The organism is Vibrio sp. 10N.261.45.E2, from assembly GCF_002875705.1.
In the GTDB taxonomy this organism is placed as follows: Bacteria; Pseudomonadota; Gammaproteobacteria; order Enterobacterales; family Vibrionaceae; genus Vibrio.
Genome location: NZ_MCZZ01000058.1, coordinates 30815 through 50363 on the forward strand (window position 1 = coordinate 30815; position 19549 = coordinate 50363).

Consider the following 19549-nt stretch of genomic DNA (forward strand, 5'->3'; position numbering starts at 1 on the left):
GTGAACCATGAGTATTAATTTTAAAGAACTTTGGGAATCAAACAAAAATTTCCGATATGCCGTAATAGGCATCTGTATTGTCCCTGCGGCCTTTGTCGCTATGAAATTCATACATCCGGGCAAAATAGAGCGACCTGATGCAAGTGCAAACAAAATCGAAAAAGTGTTCATGCCTTCCAGCACTCGTACACAGCTAGAAAGAGAAGACGTTGACGGCGTTCGTACTGCCTTAGTCGAAATTTCCGCAATCGATAAGAAGTCGACGGCACGTAATGACAATTATCAATACGACCAATTAAAAGATGAGGTGGCCGGTCTTCGTCAACAAATGGCGGACCAAGATGCTGAGATTGCCGAGTGGAAGTCAGGTAGACGACAATTGGAACGAACCAATTACGATCCAAACCAAATTCGACAAGGCCGACAGGTTGTTGTGGACCGACATGGAAACTCAACGGAAGTTATCGTTGATCCAAACGGCCAACCAAACCCGCAAGCCAACCAACTGCGCACCTCCCCTCCCCCTGCGCTTGCAGGTATTCGAAGCGTCGATGACGGAAACGACTCAATCTTGTTGCAAGACGGACGCGTCAAAACCTTAGTGGAAGCAAATCAACTGGTCGATGAAGATGAAATGTCAGAAGCGCAAAAACGTGAGGCATTGAAACAGAAAGAGATGGAGTTAGCGGCAGCTTTAAAGGGCTATCAACAGAAGCCTGAGCAAAATGGATATTCAATTTCATTACCAACCACCAGCCTCTTAACCGGCACCTTGCTATCGGGTATGCAGGCTCCAACCAGTATCGGGTCAGCGAGAGAACCGTTGCCAGCGGTCATGCGAATAAAAACAGACGCACTATTACCCAATGGTTACCGTGCCGACTTAAGGGATTGTCAGGCTCTGTTATCAGGAATCGGGCAGCTTTCAGACCGTCGCGCTTATATGAGGTTGGAGAAAGTGGTTTGTATTGATGAAGATGGGCTGACAGCAGAAGCAGCGGCACAAGGTTTCGCCACTGGTGCTGATGGTCAGGCAGGGATTCCGGGCACCTTAGTTGCTCGAAACGGAGAAGTATTGAAAGGGTCTATGTGGGCAGGTTTCTTTTCTGGACTTGCACAAGGTATCGCGCCTTCAAGAGTACCAGGTGTCGACATTAACTCTGATGGAACGGGCTTCCAAACACCCGACATAGGCACGCTCGGCACCTCTGCGGTACTACAAGGTGGAGCCTCATCTCTGGACAGAATTTCTGAATACTATGTGAAAATGCTGGAAGAAATCTGGCCAACAGTCGACGTTCCTGCAATGCAAGAAGTGACATTCCTGTTGCAAGCTCCTCTCAAACTGACCTTTAAGGAGATCTAATATGGCCAGTTCCGACAAAGAAAAGAACAATGAACAAAAGACAGAGGCGTCAAATTCAAGTCAGGAACTTGAACAACTTATCCACCAATCTACTGAACCAAAGACGGAGGAAGCTGAAGAGGCTGTAATTGAATCAACCGCAACGCCAAAGGAAAGCACGCCGAATAAAACAGCCGGTGCTTTTAAAGTGGTCATCGTATTGTGGTTAACGCTCCTGTCAGGGGCTATGGCTTACGCCATGATGGTAATCGATAAGGATACGCAAGCGTCGTTAAATCAGCATCCCATCGTGTTTTATCCATTTGGTAAAGCCTTTTCAACACTCAAATCTCAGGGTTATGAATTTGCTGCTATAGAAAAATATAACAACAACATGATCCAGATACTGAACTCTGAAGGGAAGGTGGTACTGCCTGCAGCTAGTGTGCATGGCAAGTTACCAGATTCTCTCGTTGTTAAGCTCATGTCCGTCGATGAAATGAACAGGCTGGCCTCGCAACAGTCAGAGTAACAAACCAATAAAATAAGCAAACAACACAGCTTGGCCACTTTAATAGTGGCCTTTTTTAATGCACGCCGTCTGCAGCATCCATCGAGTTCAGACAAATCGAGTCAAACTTGGTCTTCATCACATCGGCCTTCGTTTCTGCTCTGACCGCCCTGTTATGTGAAGCCAGCACTTCTTCACTAGAGTCTTTCACCAACGCCATGATTGCCAATTTCTGCGCTTCGGATAAATCCGTCGCCAACAGTGCGTCAATGCTTTCATCAATTCTATCAAAATATTGAGATAACATATTTGTCTCCTAGTTCATTGCATTGTGGATATTGGACAACAGGTGACGACAAGCATTGTCTCGAAATCGCACATAATCCATTGGGGTGCCTATTTCTCGTCGAAGGGCATCCAACAATTCATGTAAGACAGTAACCGGTGTCTCTGCGGTTCGGCACCGAAGCCCGTCGAAATCAAACTCGTGAATCGACATACACGTTTCGTCTATATGGTAACGCCGTGATACATCCAAAATATTATCGAACAAGCCGTATGCATCGATATAGAAGGTTTGCCCTTCGATCTCAAAGGCATTCAAGTAATGAAGGTCAATACCATACTCTGAAATGATCACACCACGGATAGGAAACCGACTACGATTCCCTGCAATCATTAATCCTTCGCACAGGACGTAACATCTCGAATGCGCAAACTCATCGATAAATTCAGTGGTGACAGCACTTGGCTGATCACAAAGGTATCGAACATCATTCAAAGACATCAAACGCATCAACTCAATGATCTCTCGATAACCATGGCCGTACCATTTCACCTCTTTGGATCCCCTGTTCATTGCATTTCCCCGGCGATTCGTTGAATTAAATATACGATGTTTCTTATAGCCGACCTAGTAATCTCCCCCCACTTGCGTATGAATCTGAATCGGCATCTTCGAAACAAGATTCTTGGACTCCTTATTTGCCAATCAAATCAGATTCATGAGGTAAGTTAAGAAGGTTCAATCCGAAAACATCATCACTATTATTAGTGATCGTTTTCTCCAAGCTGGAGAGCTTCCAATTCTCCCATGCTATGCATGTCCCTTACTGTCAATGCACTTTGACATCAACAAGAGTCACCCACTCGCATTACTACCTGTAATTAACCCCAATCAATGGTTCAACTGCACACCTCTTCGGTGTCTTTGTCGTACCTGCGATATCACCTACCGTGAGGAACTACCCATGAAATTAAGCACTTTGTTCACCATACTATTTGGTTTAACGACGGTTTATTTCTGTATTCACCCTGTTCTTGTCGTTCGTAGCACAGACTTCCCTTCTGCATTCCATAATGTGGTCGAATTCTGTGAAACATGGCGTCATGTTTTGTTGATCACCCTACTCTCTTGGGCTTTGGCAGGCATAACACTTTGGCTAACATTTACGATTCACAAACACAGAGTTTAACCCCCTGTTAGAACCTGGTACTTCCACCAGCACTTAACAAACCTCATTGTCCAGCAATGACAACGAACCTCATCCAATCGGATGAAACTTCCCGGTCAATCGTTCCCCTTCAGGCATTTATGTCTCGTTGAATGCGCTTATAACCGGCTTGTAACCCCTTGTGATGTGCTCACCCAGCGCTTCGCAGATTCATTACCTACCCTATATCGAGGATAAGACTATGACTAACTCAAACAACTCAGTTCAAATCAAAATTAATGAAAACAATTTTCTTTCGAACCTTGGTGCGATTTTTTCCAATACCGGAAAAGTGATCAATGAATTGATTCAAAACGCTTCCCGCGCCAAAGCTACGACCATATCGTTTACCACATCAGTCGAAAATGGCCGTGCCTGCTTAACGATTCTGGACGATGGTTCGGGTATCGCAGACATGCAAAAGCTTCTTTCTATCGCGGAGTCAGGCTGGTCAAGCGATGTAGACAAATGTAATCCATACGGAATGGGTTTTTTAAGCACTCTCTTCGCGTGCGAACACATCAAAATCCAAAGTCAGCATCAAATGCTTTCATCAAATACTGAAGGCATCATTTCGGGTGAATCTATCGAGATACAAGATAGCCTGCGAGCGAACGGTACATTGATTGAAATGGAAGGCATTTCCGAGGCTTTATTTAGCTATTTGACTTCTACCAACTATAACCGTGAGGTTGATCGAATTGGTGAGGGCTATGACATTGACGTCGTTCTTAATGGAGTACTGATGTTTAAACACCACTCAAGAATGACTTTAAATGCTTCTAGCAATTACATCGAGCACAAATTCGAATACGGGAGTATCTATTTTGACACTAACCACAACGGTTTATCTTGGCTGGCATACCTCCAAGGCGCACTGATTTCTAGCGCCAACCCGGTAACCAGTTCAAACCAGTTGAACCCTCATCATATCGTTCACTTGAACGACGATGTAAAAGCAAGAATGCCTGATCGAGCTGAATTATTAGATGCAGAAACCGTCAAGCAATCAATTCGAACCAATGTTCAATTCCTAATGATGCAGTTCCTCCAAAAAGAACTGAAACGTCTTGGTTGCGAGTCATTTTCATTCAACCATTTACTATGGAGAAACGCCGTTAGCTATGCCCCTCAAGTTCTCAACAACGTTGATTTTTTAACGAAGTCTGAGATTGGGGAAACCAAAAGTTACGAGCTCGGACTCGCTGGATATGATGGCGTAGAACATAGCCAACTTGAACAGCCGATTTCTCGCGCTGAAGTGGAATCCTCTTTACTCTTTGCGCTCCCAGAGCATGAAAGTGAAGAAGATACCATCAACATCAACTACCTGAAGCACTTAAGAAATGCGTTGTTTGTCAACGTGTGCGGCCTTCATGCAGACCACTGGATCCACAAGTGTGAAATCCGTGAAGTGAGTGAACTCGATGTCACTATCGAATTAGTTAACCCTACTTCGACGGCCACACTCAATGGCTTGTATTCCATACCTATCGTTCTGTGCGACCAATACACGCTGAAAGGAGAATATGGTCAGGTAGTCGTAGAAACGGATGCCGTAGTTGTGTCTGGTGATGAATTTGATTATGGAACGTTAGTTATTCCAGAAAGAGAACATTTATCAACCGCACTAGGAATCTATGCCAACTACGACGATGAATGGGGATGTTTTAGTGAAAGTGACAAAGACCGCGACAATTATCTGCTTGAGAAATTGTACAACAAACTCAGAGCGTCAAGCCCTGAAGTGTTGATTCAAAAAATGCTTGATGAAGCATTCAGGGACTCTGGTATGAAGCGCAACCTCAACAACCTGACGTTTACTGTTTCGTTTTCAGGCACTGACATTGTAGTTACCGAAAATAAGTAACCACACTAAACCCTCTACTCAAGCTTACTGCACAGTAGAACAACTCACTATGGAGTCATAAATGGACACAGTAAATGACACATTCACCGACTACATCATCGACCACTCTTTTGAAATCGGTCGAGGATACGGTCCTGACTGTCAAGTTGAGATGCTGCATCAGATATTGCATACACTTGGACCTGCTTTAGATACACACAAGCTGGTGGAAATTCTAGAAGGTAATAAGTTCATGAGCTACTTACGTTCAGAGGATGAAGAACAAAGACAGTTCATTCTCGGGCAACTGAAAGAGACGCTTACGAAATAATCACCTCACACTAACGACAAAGCTCCCCTTGGGAGCTTTTTTTTTGGTTCGACAATAGAGCGCAGGGAAAGTCAGTATCGTGTTAGAGCACGGGCTTTCATTACATGGCTGCTCGGCCACCAGCATCAACAGAGGGTTATGCCACTGAGTTTATAGTAGGACGCGTCCTACTATTCAAAAACCGACCTAACCAAACAAAGTTTTGGTGAACTCTTCTAATTTTTCGATCTGCTCAGGCGTTGCATTGTTCAGTTCAATCTTCGACTTTGCTTTACTCACCACTTGGAATGATACCGATATCTTCCCATTCGTCGCCCATGTTTGAGGTTCTTTGTTAATGCCAGCCATTTTAGGAGAGACAGGACTCCAGTCTTTCAATCGTGCAATGAGTTCTTTGTTCACTTCATCTGCATTCATGGTTTCGAAGTCTCGGCTGTTTTCATCGATCCATTTCGAAAAGGCACTTTGCGTCGCTTCACTCTCTGAAATTGTACCGACCAGCTTACGAATGAACTTCGCATCGCGGCTACTAAAGGCATAATTGGAAAACAGGCTCTTAAGATTGTCCGGCATCGAGTAAATGGCAATAGATAATGAAATGTCTGATTTCTCGTAAAGACGTTCTTTTTCTAATTTGTACGCCGACCAATCATTTACTTCCATCAAACGAGAGTAGAGCTTGCCCTTTTCGTAGTAGTTGAAAGACGTTTTGATGTCAGATGACGCCACCAGCCAAGTAATGGTTTCTGGCGTAGGAATTTGGTCTAAGATTTCAAAGTCCAATCCCACTTTCTTATCAATGGCAATATCAGTACGACATGAGCCATCCACGACATAAATCAGGCCATCTTCACCTTGGTAGGCAAGGACAGGAGAAATTTGCATACCGAACTCGATTTCATCACTCATCTTGTTGAGTTGAATCGTATTTCGGCTCGACTGCTCACGAACGTTGTCCACGTCGATCCTTACCAAAGCCATAATCTCTTCGTATGACAAGGTACGTTGGATAGCACGATAACTTGTGCCATCTATGGATTTAATCTCACGACCTGTTTGCGTAAAGTCCAGCTTCTTTGTTTCCGTTAAGAACTCTTGGAGACTGATGCCACCTTCCTTTAACGAAGCTTCAATGGAGGCCAACTTACCTTGCGCTAAAGTCATGGTGGTTTGGCGCTCATTCCCATCCATGAAGGCTTGGGGTTTGCGTTGTGAGCTCGACGTACTCTCTAATGCAGGTTCAGTAGTTGAAGGCGATTCTTCAACTGCCTTAGCAGCATTGAGTTGGGCGATTTTTTTTAGACGGTCATTGGCCATGATTATTGCTCCTCACCTTTGTCCTGTTGTTTCCAAACGTCCGTGATCAGCTTATGAATGTCGGCCACCACTTCTTTACAGTTCGCCTGCGCCGCTTCCAACGCTTTACCTTTCTTACTGTCCATTGACCTAGAAAATTCGAATACACTGCTATGCTCGGACGCACAACGTTTCACGGCTTCACTGTGTTTCATTTTGGTCGACAATACCGCGTCGCCAAACTGACTGACTAGCGCATTGAAGATGTCCAGTTCAGAGTCACTGCCCTTCCAGTTGGAAATGACGATCTTTGCGAAATCATAGCCTTGATGACCTTTAGCAATGAAGTTGCCGATGATGCTGTCAAGGTATTGAAAGTACGCACAAGTTGCATCGGTATCGTTATGTTCCGCCTTACACGGAATCAACACGCTAGTCGCAGCGAAGTAACTGTTCAACGTTGCAAAACCCAATGAAGGCGGAGTATCAATCAATATAATGTCAAACTCACCATCGAGTGCATCTAAGATGTTTTTCAAACGGGTTGTAGGGTCAACATTCTGCTTCTTCAAATCGTCGCTGGTACTCAAAGATTCCGTGTCTCTATCAGACTGGGACGCAGGGATAATTTTCAGATTGGGGATGAGCGTATCTGAAACGGCGTTGCGCACTTCGTCTTGAAACGTCTCTGTATTAGGATCAAGAGTCATCAAGTCGCCAATGCTGGTGCGAGCGTCAGAAATATACTTAGCTCCATTTCGCTCAATGTGTTTGGTTTCGTGTTTATGAACTGGAGGGTAGAAGCTTGTCAGAGTTGACTGGCCATCCATGTCTATAAGACAGATCTTGTAACCAACATGGTAGTTAATCGCCAAACCTGTTGCTATTGCATTGGCCAGTGACGTTTTAGATACCCCGCCCTTTTGGTTTTGAACGGCAATATTCTGCGTCTTTTGTTTTGCTGTTCTTTGAAATGGCTTGTGTCTTTTCTTAAGAACGGTCGTATTCGGCATGTTATCGCGGATTAAGTACAGCTCTTCAAGAGTTAGGTAGTACTGGATACCAACCTCGGCATAACGTTTTGGATCGATGCCTAACGCTTTCGTTAAGTCCGTCAATACCTTTTGAGAACATTCGAGGTACTTCAATGCCTCTGCTTGAGTGAAAGAACGAGGTTGCTTTTCATTTGTTTCGCGGCGTAATTCCAAGAATTTAGCGCCTCCGTCCCCAAGTTCGTCAACTAATTCAAGCGTCTTGAGCTGTTTCTCTGTCATTGTTCCCATAGCAATATCCACCAGTGGCCTGTTTGAAAGCTAGTATGAACCAATATTAAAAGTAAGAAAAGGTATAATAAGTCAATTTTTAATAAATTCATTAAAATTCGACTTACGATACAGTTTTGAGCTAATGATAGGTTTTTCGATAAGCGATAGGGGAACAAAAAGTGAAAATTTAATAACCAATAAAATCAATAACTTAAAATAGTAGGACGCGTCCTACTATATCGATTTAGTGACCTAATTGTGGGGTTCATCTACGGATGATTGCAGCGAAGTGTTTGTTTGAAGCCACGACTAACACGCCAAACCCAGCTCTTAGAGGTAACTCACTTAAGAACTGGGTAAATGTTAGGCTTCAATGTATGAGAAAGAAACTTTGCTGTTGTAGTGACCAAACAGGTGTATTGAGAATGTGGTTTAGCCAACATATTGAAGGCAAACCAAATGAAGCTAGTCACAACCAAACAATCAAAATCTCTTACTATTCTGTCATGATGACAGATTAGAACACGGGTAAAATGCCGGAGTTATACTCTACGACACTTGCTCCATTAGGTATTCAAAAGCGGTTTCTACCTGTGCATCTGTCATCGAATCAAATTCAAATCCTTCCATCGATTCTATTATCTTACAGGGTACAGGTTGCGTGTCGTGATCAGAGTGAGTGCTCGGCACTTTAGTAGTATTCATTATCCATCACCTTATTGTCTTTGATGAATACAGAGTACTTGGACATAAACCGCCCTCCCCCCACATTGTAACTGGGGCCTTATCACGAGAGGGAGAGAAAGCAAAACGGGGGGAAATCGGGAATTGAAGATGCCGGTGTTATTCGAACTTATGATTCAAGTTGTGTTGAGGAAGACTCCTCATCAAAGCAACTGGAATGAAATTGATAGCTGAAGATTTTCATTAGCTTTTGTTCTCGAACGGTGGCCACCAGCGCAATTTGGTAACCCTTCGAAAAGAAGTCATCATACGAATAGGGAATTTGTGTCACTCGTTCGCCAGTGTCGGTAAAACCCAAGACCCAAGAATTTGAACTTGAATCAAAGTCGATGATGGTCAATAAGATTGAACGACGTGCATCGAACCGGTAGAGAGCGTGATGAGACATAGAGAAAGCAAAACCATACTCGCAATCCACTGTTGGTTCAGCCGGAAGACGGGCATCAACAAAGAGCTGACGGGTAGATAGTTCTTTGAAATAAGCGTCACCAGCCCCATCTGCTCTATCAAAGAAACCCGATATAACACCAAGACAAGTGTAACCACGTTTGTTCGCCATCTTTCCAAGACCTGGCAACGTAGATTGAGCCTCACTATCAATCAATACCGCAATTTCGGTTTTTACTTTAGTTTTGCGCCAAATGGGTACTAACGACATCCAATGACTCATAGGAAGGCCGGTATACCCGTGTTCGGTTTTCAAAGTAGCGAAGTAGCCAGAATCCTCGGGGTAAATGGTGAGTACGGCCAAAGTAAAGTTTTCAGTGCCACGGGTCGGATAGAACCGGCAGTCGGAGCCAAAGGTATCCGTGGTATCAGCGAAGTGAATGTCACTATCAATCCAAGACATCGATGCTTCTGGCACTCGAAAACGGACTAACACATCTCTTTCTCGAACCGTTCTATACTCCTTTGGAAGTTCTAAAAGTGACATGTGTGGCAGGTTAATATCATCGGTATGAGCTTGTAAACTCTTCACCACTTGCTGGTGGATATACACATCGGCCTGCTCTTGCGTACACTGAACTTCTTTGAGAGAACCTGTATCGCTGCGCTTGGTTTGGTAGATCAGTTTATTGGAGCTCTGATTTACTACCGAATGAGTAAGAAACACATTCTTCTGTTTGCCTAGTGTAATGATACTCGCCGTTCGTAATCGCTCGGGCTCATTGCGCGTTTCTGTGATTGTCATTAGTACCCCCACCCGCCCATAAAGCCATCTGAACCAAGTGTGGATGTCGATGGGTTTTCAGTTGGCGGTTGTTCTGTTTCATCTTCAGCCGTAGGAACAAAGTCCAAGGTAGGTCCGTCAGTAGAACCTGCACGCTTAATTAAGTCGGCAGCAGACATACCTGTATGTGACACGACTTTTGAAGTACATACTGTATTCGTATTCTTAATAGGTTGCCCAAAAGTGTTGACCGGAACGCTGTCTTTACTCGTACCTAACAATTCTTTCTCTTTCTTTGCACGAGCGATTTCATGATCCATGGAGGATTTCATATTCGTCCACATATTATCTTCCACGCTCATAAGCGTTTTTATACGACTGCGGTAGTAAGGTTTGTCGAAACCGAGTTGATTGAACAGCAAACGCATCATTCTACGAATCGCAGATTTCTTACGCATCTGACCGACAAAAGCAGTATTCCAAACCGATTGATTAGAACTGAAGCTCATAGCCGCCATCAGCTCAATCTCATCTAACTCTTCGCGTGAAAGGGCTTCACAATAGACGTGACCTGCTAACGTCTCTCCAACAGCATAAGCACACAATAAATCCCCACTCGCGTAAGCCCCTTGAGAGGTATGCTCAGGCAGCGAACGTGAACCATGATAGATAAACTGGTCATGACTAAACACTTGATCAGCACTGACCTGCGCCATCTCCCCCGACTCGAACGCTAAATGAATTAGCCCATGGTATGTCGGCATGAATTCCAATACGAAGAAATTGGACACATAATCGTGACGATATAAAAAGGTGCCGTGATTTAACCCCTCCTCAACAGACAAACCGATGGTGGCCTGATTGAGTATGCTCCAATATACCGAATTGGCGTCCATGTTAGAGGTAATCGACTCACCAAAACTCTCCAGAATATAGGCCACATATTCCAACTCTAAGTCCGTATCTAGACCCGATTGGTTCTCGGCAACGATAGTCGCAAATTGAGGACGTGCAGCCTCGACTGCTTGTAATACTAGTGATTGATTTGTCATGAGAGCGCCCTCCAATTAACGGCAGTACTTAGGAATAGTAATAGAAGTGATACCGGATAGGTTCACACGTTTTGTCCATACACCCGTAGACAGGCAAGTCGCTAATGTATGCAGTCCTTCTTTGAACTTAATCATCGATTCATCCTTTCTTTCTAAATCGTAGACCTCACATAAATCAGCATCGACATACTCAATGCATGCAAATATGAACGCGCCCAAGTTCACCTCAAGCAAACTCGCTACGTAGGTATAGAATGCTTCTTGAATGTGATACCCCAAATTACCCGCTTGCTTGGCAAAGGCATCTGGGTCCGTACTCAAGGTTGTTTTTACATCGACAGCAATACAGTCAAAGCGTAACCAGTCGAATCGACACTTTAACCACAGACCGGTTTCAGGGCAGCGAGCGATAAACGATATCTCGGGTAGACCATCTTGAATCAATGCATCAGCATCAAGGTTGTCTCGGCAAGTTTCATGTACACGGTGTGCATCGTCCCAAACAATGGCATCAATCGCGGTTTTACCTTTATGCGCAGTCTTATCATTGTGCTCTTCTAAAACCGTATCCCAGAACTGCAAGGTCGGCTCCACGGCCAATAACTCAGTCATCAATCGGTCTTTCTTCGCACTCTTCGGTACATCAGGAATGTTAAGCTTTTCAACTAGCGCATGCATTTCTGCGACTGTTCTAATGGCGTTAGGGTAGTCAGCTGGCACAATATCGCGGTAATAGCGGTCATAGAACCCATGAGGCTCCAGGATCAACTCATGGCCATATGTGCCTGCATCATAGGTACGTTGCAGCGATTTCGATACCGTTCTCCCACGGTCAATATCGCTGATGTATTTTCTGTAAAAGTGAGCAGGGGATTTCTTTACAAGCAGCTTTAACTGAGAAGATGAATACGCGGGTAGGGCATGGTAAACCTCGTTCTCCATACCAATATAAATTCCCTCAATGAGTTCACCATTGTCATCAAGCCAACTCGGTGACCCATCTTTGTTGTATGCCTTAAGCACATCACAAGTACTGCCATCAAATTTGAATGGAGTAACCGAATTTGTTAGCGAGCTAATCATTTCAGTAATCATAATGTGCCTTATTAAACTTGTTTGTGATGTTATGAATATACATCACGAATTCGATTTTTTAGTAGTAATCTCCCCCCACTTTTAAAATTAGTAAAATCGCCTTGAGCCCTTATATATCAATGTCTTTGAGAGAAATCCAAAACCTCTAAATGCGTTCAGATTCGATGTATAACCAATGATGACAACCTCAAAGATGGACACCGAATATGCTAGGCATGAACTACGTAATTCCATATGCAAAACACAGAACTAATACAGGAAGCGGTGCAGGTGTGCCTTTGATTTTGAAATCTAAAGGACTCGCGAGTGGTGAAGGACTGTGTGGCGATTGCTTTAACTTACCGATAAAGCAAGGCGGGGTGTGGTTGAAAGAAGCCGAAATGGAATCAATGCTCACGAACACGTTGGCGGAGATCGGTAATATACAACGGAAATTTATTATCACCCGGTTGAACTTAGGACCAAAGGCAGTACCCGATGAGCTATTTCTCAACATCTTTGCAAGACATTCTCTCCCATCCAATGTGAAGTTAAATGGTGTGTGGGCAAAAACGCTTGTCCCCGAGTCACCGTTTGTCCTTTCGGTCATCGACCTGCGTGGACAGAAATGTGAGATATGCCTTACTGAAAAAGTGAGCCTGCTGCTCACTAACCAATCTGGTGAAACCGCAATACTGTCTGATTCCCCCTATGCCAAATTTCCAAGGTGCCAATATCAAACCAAGATATTGAACGCTGATTATGACAACGATGGTCGTGCAGCTGGGAGACTGCTGAATTTTGAACAGCTACAGCTTTCTAATGCGGCTGCGCTTTTGATTGATGAATCTACAAAACCGGAAAGACTCCAACAGGTACTTCATTGGTGTGAGTTGTATCAAATAAACGTTCGAAGACTCGATGCAAGACATAAGCAATAAAGGGGTTGTCAATTAACGCGTCAAAATAGCTTCCTTAATTGAAAAAAGGGCAGATAGAAACCGTTACCTTATTACCGTCTTTACGTTTATCGGTAACTTTATGATCCACTTCCTAACTATTGCAGTCGCCATCTGGGTACTCAAGTATCTTATGGAACGTTTCCAACAGAGCAGAGCACTCGTGTTTATCACGGGAATAGTTGGCGTACCTCTACATGAACTTGGACATTACCTGATGTGTAAGTTGGTTGGGTTTAAGGTGACCGAAGTAAAGCTTTTTCAAATGCCGACTCAAGACAATCCCGTTCTCGGTTACGTTAACTACGAATATCCAACTTCAATCTCAGGCTCAATACGTAAAGTAATGGTCAGTATTGGCCCAATCTTTTCGGGCATCATCGCACTGTATTTTCTCTCCCCACAAGTGACACCGTATCTTTTTAATAACAGCTCGATAGACCTAGCGTTGTTCATGAACAAAGCTGGGTGGCAACAATGGGTTCTTATTTGGGTTTTATCTTCAATTACATTGCACATGCTTCCATCACTGACTGACATCAAGATCGCAATCACAGGCTCTCTGTGGATTGGGGTGTTTACCTATGTCGGTCTAATCTATGCAGCTTCACACACCACTTCCGTTCTGAGCAGTGTCAATGTCTATCTAGAAGAGATGGCAAACTTGATGAGTGTAGGGGCAATCATCGCAACGGCTCCCGTGGCGATAACGTTACTTCAATATTTTTTCTCAACTATGAGTTCGCGTATGTATAACAAAAGCGTTAATTCATTAAAAAGAGACTAGACCAATGAAAATGACTCAAACGAAAACTCTAGCCGCAATCATTCTATCAATCATGACGGTAGGGTGTGCTTCTAACGAAATGTCCAAACTGGAAGTAGAGAAAGCGAAACATGACGCAACGGTTGACCGCGTGGATGAAACGCTGAGTAACATTCCATCTTGGTACATGAAACCACCCAAGTCGAACGGTGAGGGCTTTTTTGCAGCCGGAACAGGAATGAGTTCTGACTTAGACATGGCGGTAACAAAAGCAAAGATTAACGCTGAATTTGAACTGGCTAAAAAATATCGCCAAATCGTGTCTGGTAGTGAACGTGCCTACACATCGGAAACAACCAATTCGGCAACAACGGAAAGCAAAGTCGTATCGTTGACTGAAAAAACGATCGATAAGCTGGTGGCCAATGCACAACTGTCTGATTACGACGTATCGGATACTGAAGTTATTCGAGAAGGTACTCAGTACCGCGTCTATTTGCTGTCATTCATGCCATACGATTCGAACAACGATGGTAATGATGATTTATTCCGTGATGTGCGAGCCTCAAGCGACATTGCCTTTAAAGACTTAGAGCGTCGCGTGGATAAAGCAACGAACGGCAACGCGGGTGAGTAGGGTGGTGCTGCATGAAGGCAATCAATCATCAAATCACAACAGCAAGCGCCTATTACATCTGCATGAATACCATGCAAGACACATTCTATTGGATGTCATTTGCAGGTATGGGTTTCGCAATGTTAGGAGCATTACTGCCTGACATTGACACGAGACATAGCAGGGTAGGGCGCATTGTACCGTTCTTGAGTATACCGATTGAAGGCATTCTTGGGCATCGAGGAGCGTTACACAGTTTACTTGCTGCGTTTGGGCTGTGGTTCTTGTGTGCGACGTATGAGTTTCCTTGGGCATATTCTCTGACTTTTGGCTATATAGCTCACCTGGTAGGAGATGCCTGTACGAAATCGGGAGTCAATTTCTTTTGGCCGATAAGCACTCGATATCGAGTGCCACTGACGCCAGCCAGTAACGGCTTCTTTGAGGCTGTCACAACACTTGGATGTGTCGCATTGGCGAGTTGGGTTGCATTGAGATAAGTCCAACCTGTGGTTCAGCTATGGATACTGGTTAAGAAAGTACATTGGATAGGATCAATATCACATAAAACCCGTGTGAAACGCGGATTTTGTGTGTGAAAAACAAAACAACACGGAAAACCTGTAATAAGTTACGGGTTATATGTGATGGAAGCACGGAAAATATGTGTGACCATATCTAATAACCACTAAAAACACGGATATAATGTGTGATTAATCGAAAAAGCATGTGTATACACGGATAAAATGATCAACAAGGGGGTTATGAATAGGAAACATAAGCAAGATAAGACCAAATAGCGTGAAGAGTGTACATTTACCGAGCATAAAACCATCAAAACAACAGTACTTCCTGTTTGTTAGCTTAAACGGAAAATATGTAATGTATTGATGACTGTTACGGAGAACTGGGAGAAGAACGGTTTTATCACAAACTAGACACTCACCAAGTTAGCGAAACACGGATAATATGTACATTTACACGGATAAACTGATCATCAAACCTCTTGATTAGGTTCGTCGTTAAAAAACACGGATTAAATGTATTAATACGCGGATAAACTGATCATTGAAAGCAGTAGAATTGTCATGTCAGCTGTATAAACACGGATTAAGAGTAATACTACACGGATAAACTGATCATTAAAGACCGGTATTTGCCCCCACGCCTGTCATGTGACACGGACAAACTGATCTAAATGAACAGGGCTTAGGTGTGTCTTGGCACAAAACACGGATAAATAGATCAAGAATTCACTATGATTGGATGCATTTCAACCAAATAGAATCTATGAGCGTGAGTATAAAACCTATAGTTATGGCAACTACCCTACATATAAAACTATATAAAACAATATCATAGCGAATTCAATGAAGTGATATCTTACAGTGTAAACGTACACGGAATATCTGTAGTGTTACACGGATAAACTGATCACATACGAGATAAATAGTTTGGTTTAGACATTGATACTATCGTTATTGGACGTGTTTAAAGGTATGAATGTGCGATTAATAATCAAGAAGTTGAAAGCGTTATAACCGATGACGAAGATGCCACCAGCGAACTTTCAATGCATGCGGAGAGTTTTTGTAGAAATACACGGATTTCTAGAGTTAATAACGGAAAAGCTGTGATGCTAACACGGATAAAGTGTTATACTATCCAGATAGTAGAAAATACAGTTGAGATTAGGCATGGATATGGTCAATACCTCGAAGAAGCATACACTTCCAAAACAGTTTAAAAAAGCGCATAAGCTTGTATTCTCCCAGCAAGACCTCACACAGCGTGAGGCAGACCTGTTTGCCTTAATGATAGCGCACATGAAGCCTGAAGATTGGGAGAATAATAACACGCCAACCTATCAATTCACATCAACTCAGCTTTCGCGATGGCTAAACATTGATCCAAAGGAACTAGCAAAGACACTCCGACCTGTTGCAGATAGACTGACTAAGAAAAATATTGGTGTGTTAGTTGAAGATGATACCAAGGATATCCAAGAGTTCGACTTCATCTCAATTTTCAAACGAGTGACATACAAAGATAGACGCCTGACAATGAAGCCGAATGAAGAGCTCAAAGATGCCTACATCGAGTATAATAATAGCTACGCTCTTATTACTACACAGAGCTTTCTTAGCCTTAAAAAAGAGTATGCCAAACGTCTCTATGAAATACTTAGTCGTTTCAAAGGCGGTGGGACTTACCTACAAACCTTTGATATTGAAGACTTAAAGGGCTTATTTGGACTCCATGACCCTGCAGGGAAGATCAAATCAGGAAAACGTTCTTTTTCCAATAACAGCGTATTTATTGATCGTTGCATCAAAGCCAGCATTAAAGGTATAGAAGAAGACTCAGAAACAAATCAAGAGATCATGTTCTACGACTCTGAAGATGGCAGAACCCATGGCTATGAGGTCTACCGTGAAGGTCGTAAGATATCAAAGATCAAATTCTTGTACCGTTGGGTTGAGAAGAAAGGCCCAGTTCAAAAGCTCAACATTGAAGATATAAAGCGGATAATCTCTTCATTAGAAATGAAGCGTGTCGGGGGAAGTGAGCTCACTACTGATGAGCTAAAGAACCTTTCACACTGTTATACGTCAATAGGCGAACAAGACAGAGCAAGCAAGATAAACGTAGCTATCAAGCGTCGTGAAAAAGAAGAAGAACAACGTGTGGAAATGGCTCAATCAATTGAAAGCTTCCTTAACGAAATTAACAGCCTATCTGTTGATGATAATTACTAATAAAAACAGAGGCTTAATTAACTTATGCACAGCTCAAAACTGTGCTAAAAATCTATTCAGTGTCAACATGGTGAAAACACGGATAAAGTGTGTGTTTGAAGAGAGCTAAATGATCAATAAACAAGGATATACAGATCAAAGAATCGGATAGAAAGATCATAAGTTCGGGTAAGATGATCATATGTTCGGAAAATGAGATCAAACATACGGGTAATGTGTAACTGAAACCGCTAAAAGTTCTTTATAAACAATTGCTTACGACACTTCATAGTTATTATAGATCCAATAGTTCCAATACTAATAATAGATATTAATAGTTATTAATATAGAGTGTAGATAATATTAGAAGTTAGAACACATGGCCACAGATCTTCATGTATTGCTTTTCTCTAGAATCAAGCGCAGTTCCAAATTGACATCTATTGGCATTAAAAAAGAATCCTTATTGATCGGGTTCTTTTTTTCGTTCAAGAGAAGCAATCTGCACTACTCTGGTTCGTCAGCTGAAATCACCCATTTATCAGCCACCAGCCGCGTTAGAAAGGCATCGAAGAATTCTTTTTTACCGAAGATACCCATTTCATGAAAATCATTGTTGCAGTAGCTACACAGCACCTCAGTTATTGCTTCATTCACTTGATAGTGAATTTCTTGGATATACACATGGTACGAATCTCCGCCATCACCGAACGCTAGAATCACCCCTTTTTGAATCAGTTCAGAAGGGAGTTCCAATTCCTTTTTTGTACGTTGAATCGATGAACTTATAGAAGTCGGGGCCGCTATGAAGTGCGTTCCCTCGCGGAAGTAAGTACAACGTGACTTTTCTCATGGTAGATAACCTTTGTTTTGATCTCTTGGTGATTTCTTATGTATACATCAACGACCATTTCAATGAATGAAAATGAAAATAAAAGAGTTGTTCAAGTTAGGAAACTGAAAATGCCAAGGGTAAAGTGTCTTTTTAGGAAAAAAAAAGGCCCCGCTCCAATGCAGGGCAACTTTTATTATTGTTAAGTCGAAGCCTATCCCCAGGTTATCCGACTTTTCACCACACGTACCTGTCACCACACAGCACGCCAAAGAAGACTGAGACAATCTGCTTAGGTGTGCTGTGTGACGGTTGCTACACGCGATGAGGGATCAGTGAAAAATACATTTTCAATAAATTCAGTCGAGGACTGGTATGATCAACGGGACATATCACCCGACTAATAAGGGAACTACCGGATAGTGGCAGAGAACTTAGAAGATTTTGAGAACTGAAGTAATTATAATAATGGTGTGTGGTTTTGTATAGTTTATATGCAAACCGGCTGGCTTAACTTTGAACTTGGTGGAGCCGCTGGTGGTTGGCTTGTGGCACTATAAGTAAAAAAAACCCCCGAAGAACGGGGGAGTATGTGTGGTGATTTCGTAGTTATGCCTTACTACTTATAGTTAGTCTGCTCCACTCCCTCCTTGGAGTGACTTTGCAGGGCCATACGAGTAAATACCTCCACACCAATGCACGATGCTTCCTACTTACTAACTGCCTGCCTATTAGTCTGATTTACTAGTTGGCTATATTGAAGGTTCACTTCTTCAAGCATCTGTTGACGACTGATTAACCCCCCGAACTTTTTTTCACCAATATAAAAAGTCGGAGTTCCAGTAAGTTTCAGATCTCTAAAAAGTTTATTATTTTTATTTAAAATAGCACTAACTTGTGACGAATTCGCTGCCTTTTTGATGATCGAGCTGTCTAATCCCATCAGTTCAGCAAGCTCATATGCCTTTTGCGGGACGGACTGCTGCATTGAAAGAAGCTCTTTGTGGAATGCTGGATACGCATTGGGAGAGATCTGATTTACAGCAATGGCTATCTTTGCTAATTCAGTGGAATTAGCACCTAAAATCGACACATCTTTATACACGAATCGGATGCGTTTGTCTTTACCTAAAAGGGGAGCCAACTCCGTTGCACCCCTTTTACATACTCCACATGCGTAGTCAAAAAACTCCACCACAGTGATCTCTCCAGCTTCATTAAGAACCGGCGTATCTTCATCATAATACAAAGATTTTGAAAACATTTGTTTGTGTTTCATTGTTTGGTATGTCCTCACGGATTCCACTCCTGCAATTAAGAGTTCGGGATTTGATTCGAACGCTTTCATAAGCATCGAGTTGAATTGTTGCTGTGACATTTCAACCTCGGAAGCCGATGTTGTGGCCGTTGAACCAATTGCCAATAATGTGAATAAAGTCGTCGCTGTCTTCTTGAACAAAGGTGTCATTGTAAGATTCCTCAATTTGAGTGGTCATAACATTTTGCG

The 19549-nt window shown here is 42.9% G+C and carries 20 protein-coding genes; 10 read left to right on the forward strand and 10 right to left on the reverse strand.

The annotated features are described in order from the left end of the window. Positions 1-7: 7 nt before the first annotated feature. The gene (locus BCT34_RS03165; RefSeq protein WP_102305708.1) at positions 8-1366 is read left to right on the forward strand and encodes a TraB/VirB10 family protein; all 1359 of its coding nucleotides are present in this window, start codon (positions 8-10) and stop codon (positions 1364-1366) included. Between the two features lies 1 nt (position 1367). Next, positions 1368-1877 carry a hypothetical protein gene (locus BCT34_RS03170; protein ID WP_102305709.1) on the forward strand — a complete coding sequence of 170 codons (510 nt, stop codon included), beginning with the start codon at positions 1368-1370 and terminating at the stop codon, positions 1875-1877. 55 nt (positions 1878-1932) lie between these two features. Here the strand turns inward: BCT34_RS03170 and BCT34_RS03175 are convergent, their stop codons facing one another. Together BCT34_RS03175 and BCT34_RS03180 are read right to left on the reverse strand one after the other, a co-directional pair. Beyond that, on the reverse strand, positions 1933-2163 hold the full coding sequence (locus tag BCT34_RS03175; RefSeq protein WP_102305710.1) for a hypothetical protein: 231 nt from the start codon (positions 2161-2163) through the stop codon (positions 1933-1935). Positions 2164-2172: 9 nt separating this feature from the next. Then, positions 2173-2715 carry a hypothetical protein gene (locus tag BCT34_RS03180; protein WP_102305711.1) on the reverse strand — a complete coding sequence of 181 codons (543 nt, stop codon included), beginning with the start codon at positions 2713-2715 and terminating at the stop codon, positions 2173-2175. Positions 2716-3106: 391 nt separating this feature from the next. Between BCT34_RS03180 and BCT34_RS24180 the strand changes: the two genes are divergently transcribed. The 3 genes from BCT34_RS24180 (at position 3107) to BCT34_RS03190 (ending at position 5529) form a co-directional block, all read left to right on the forward strand. Beyond that, on the forward strand, positions 3107-3331 hold the full coding sequence (locus tag BCT34_RS24180) for a hypothetical protein (RefSeq protein ID WP_133150982.1): 225 nt from the start codon (positions 3107-3109) through the stop codon (positions 3329-3331). Between the two features lie 220 nt (positions 3332-3551). Then, on the forward strand, positions 3552-5219 hold the full coding sequence (locus tag BCT34_RS03185; protein ID WP_157936591.1) for an ATP-binding protein: 1668 nt from the start codon (positions 3552-3554) through the stop codon (positions 5217-5219). Positions 5220-5280: 61 nt separating this feature from the next. Further along, positions 5281-5529, forward strand: a complete 249-nt coding sequence (locus BCT34_RS03190; RefSeq protein WP_102305713.1) for a hypothetical protein — start codon at positions 5281-5283, stop codon at positions 5527-5529. A 186-nt stretch (positions 5530-5715) separates the two neighbouring features. Here BCT34_RS03190 and BCT34_RS03195 read toward each other — a convergent pair whose 3' ends face one another. The 6 genes from BCT34_RS03195 to BCT34_RS03215 form a co-directional block, all read right to left on the reverse strand. Further along, the gene (locus BCT34_RS03195) at positions 5716-6846 is read right to left on the reverse strand and encodes a hypothetical protein (RefSeq protein ID WP_102305714.1); all 1131 of its coding nucleotides are present in this window, start codon (positions 6844-6846) and stop codon (positions 5716-5718) included. Between the two features lie 2 nt (positions 6847-6848). Beyond that, entirely contained in the window at positions 6849-8108 is a 1260-nt protein-coding gene (locus BCT34_RS03200) for a ParA family protein (protein ID WP_102305715.1), read from the reverse strand. 531 nt (positions 8109-8639) lie between these two features. Beyond that, on the reverse strand, positions 8640-8795 hold the full coding sequence (locus tag BCT34_RS24280) for a hypothetical protein (protein ID WP_157936592.1): 156 nt from the start codon (positions 8793-8795) through the stop codon (positions 8640-8642). Between the two features lie 148 nt (positions 8796-8943). Next, entirely contained in the window at positions 8944-10026 is a 1083-nt protein-coding gene (locus BCT34_RS03205; protein WP_102305716.1) for a hypothetical protein, read from the reverse strand. Then, complete coding sequence (locus tag BCT34_RS03210; RefSeq protein ID WP_102305717.1) at positions 10026-11057, reverse strand: recombinase RecT; 1032 nt, start codon at positions 11055-11057, stop codon at positions 10026-10028. The genes BCT34_RS03205 and BCT34_RS03210 overlap by 1 nt, the downstream gene beginning before the upstream one ends. 15 nt (positions 11058-11072) lie before the next feature. Further along, entirely contained in the window at positions 11073-12152 is a 1080-nt protein-coding gene (locus BCT34_RS03215; RefSeq protein ID WP_102305718.1) for a PD-(D/E)XK nuclease-like domain-containing protein, read from the reverse strand. Between the two features lie 206 nt (positions 12153-12358). On the opposite strand from BCT34_RS03215, the gene BCT34_RS03220 reads away from it, so the two are divergent. From BCT34_RS03220 to BCT34_RS03240, 5 genes are all read left to right on the forward strand, one after another. After that, complete coding sequence (locus tag BCT34_RS03220) at positions 12359-13072, forward strand: hypothetical protein (protein ID WP_102305719.1); 714 nt, start codon at positions 12359-12361, stop codon at positions 13070-13072. Positions 13073-13172: 100 nt separating this feature from the next. Beyond that, a complete protein-coding gene (locus BCT34_RS03225) occupies positions 13173-13877 on the forward strand; it encodes a hypothetical protein (RefSeq protein WP_102305720.1) in 705 nt (234 codons plus the stop codon). 4 nt (positions 13878-13881) lie between these two features. Next, positions 13882-14493 carry an LPP20 family lipoprotein gene (locus tag BCT34_RS03230; protein WP_102305721.1) on the forward strand — a complete coding sequence of 204 codons (612 nt, stop codon included), beginning with the start codon at positions 13882-13884 and terminating at the stop codon, positions 14491-14493. Between the two features lie 11 nt (positions 14494-14504). Continuing rightward, positions 14505-14972: a metal-dependent hydrolase gene (locus tag BCT34_RS03235; protein WP_102305722.1), complete on the forward strand. Its 468-nt coding sequence runs from the start codon at positions 14505-14507 to the stop codon at positions 14970-14972. A 1197-nt stretch (positions 14973-16169) separates the two neighbouring features. Then, entirely contained in the window at positions 16170-17231 is a 1062-nt protein-coding gene (locus tag BCT34_RS03240; protein ID WP_102305723.1) for a replication initiation protein, read from the forward strand. A 486-nt stretch (positions 17232-17717) separates the two neighbouring features. Here the strand turns inward: BCT34_RS03240 and BCT34_RS03245 are convergent, their stop codons facing one another. Together BCT34_RS03245 and BCT34_RS03250 are read right to left on the reverse strand one after the other, a co-directional pair. Further along, complete coding sequence (locus BCT34_RS03245) at positions 17718-17966, reverse strand: hypothetical protein (protein ID WP_102305724.1); 249 nt, start codon at positions 17964-17966, stop codon at positions 17718-17720. A gap of 785 nt (positions 17967-18751) precedes the next feature. Then, positions 18752-19510: a DsbA family protein gene (locus BCT34_RS03250; protein WP_102305725.1), complete on the reverse strand. Its 759-nt coding sequence runs from the start codon at positions 19508-19510 to the stop codon at positions 18752-18754. Positions 19511-19549 lie beyond the last annotated feature (39 nt).

Coding starts and splice junctions, on each gene's coding strand:
- BCT34_RS03165 (WP_102305708.1), top strand. CDS start 8: ATGAGTATTAATTTTAAAGAACTTTGGGAATCAAACAAAAATTTCCGA.
- BCT34_RS03170 (WP_102305709.1), top strand. CDS start 1,368: ATGGCCAGTTCCGACAAAGAAAAGAACAATGAACAAAAGACAGAGGCG.
- BCT34_RS03175 (WP_102305710.1), bottom strand. CDS start 2,163: ATGTTATCTCAATATTTTGATAGAATTGATGAAAGCATTGACGCACTG.
- BCT34_RS03180 (WP_102305711.1), bottom strand. CDS start 2,715: ATGAACAGGGGATCCAAAGAGGTGAAATGGTACGGCCATGGTTATCGA.
- BCT34_RS24180 (WP_133150982.1), top strand. CDS start 3,107: ATGAAATTAAGCACTTTGTTCACCATACTATTTGGTTTAACGACGGTT.
- BCT34_RS03185 (WP_157936591.1), top strand. CDS start 3,552: ATGACTAACTCAAACAACTCAGTTCAAATCAAAATTAATGAAAACAAT.
- BCT34_RS03190 (WP_102305713.1), top strand. CDS start 5,281: ATGGACACAGTAAATGACACATTCACCGACTACATCATCGACCACTCT.
- BCT34_RS03195 (WP_102305714.1), bottom strand. CDS start 6,846: ATGGCCAATGACCGTCTAAAAAAAATCGCCCAACTCAATGCTGCTAAG.
- BCT34_RS03200 (WP_102305715.1), bottom strand. CDS start 8,108: ATGGGAACAATGACAGAGAAACAGCTCAAGACGCTTGAATTAGTTGAC.
- BCT34_RS24280 (WP_157936592.1), bottom strand. CDS start 8,795: ATGAATACTACTAAAGTGCCGAGCACTCACTCTGATCACGACACGCAA.
- BCT34_RS03205 (WP_102305716.1), bottom strand. CDS start 10,026: ATGACAATCACAGAAACGCGCAATGAGCCCGAGCGATTACGAACGGCG.
- BCT34_RS03210 (WP_102305717.1), bottom strand. CDS start 11,057: ATGACAAATCAATCACTAGTATTACAAGCAGTCGAGGCTGCACGTCCT.
- BCT34_RS03215 (WP_102305718.1), bottom strand. CDS start 12,152: ATGATTACTGAAATGATTAGCTCGCTAACAAATTCGGTTACTCCATTC.
- BCT34_RS03220 (WP_102305719.1), top strand. CDS start 12,359: ATGCTAGGCATGAACTACGTAATTCCATATGCAAAACACAGAACTAAT.
- BCT34_RS03225 (WP_102305720.1), top strand. CDS start 13,173: ATGATCCACTTCCTAACTATTGCAGTCGCCATCTGGGTACTCAAGTAT.
- BCT34_RS03230 (WP_102305721.1), top strand. CDS start 13,882: ATGAAAATGACTCAAACGAAAACTCTAGCCGCAATCATTCTATCAATC.
- BCT34_RS03235 (WP_102305722.1), top strand. CDS start 14,505: ATGAAGGCAATCAATCATCAAATCACAACAGCAAGCGCCTATTACATC.
- BCT34_RS03240 (WP_102305723.1), top strand. CDS start 16,170: ATGGATATGGTCAATACCTCGAAGAAGCATACACTTCCAAAACAGTTT.
- BCT34_RS03250 (WP_102305725.1), bottom strand. CDS start 19,510: ATGACACCTTTGTTCAAGAAGACAGCGACGACTTTATTCACATTATTG.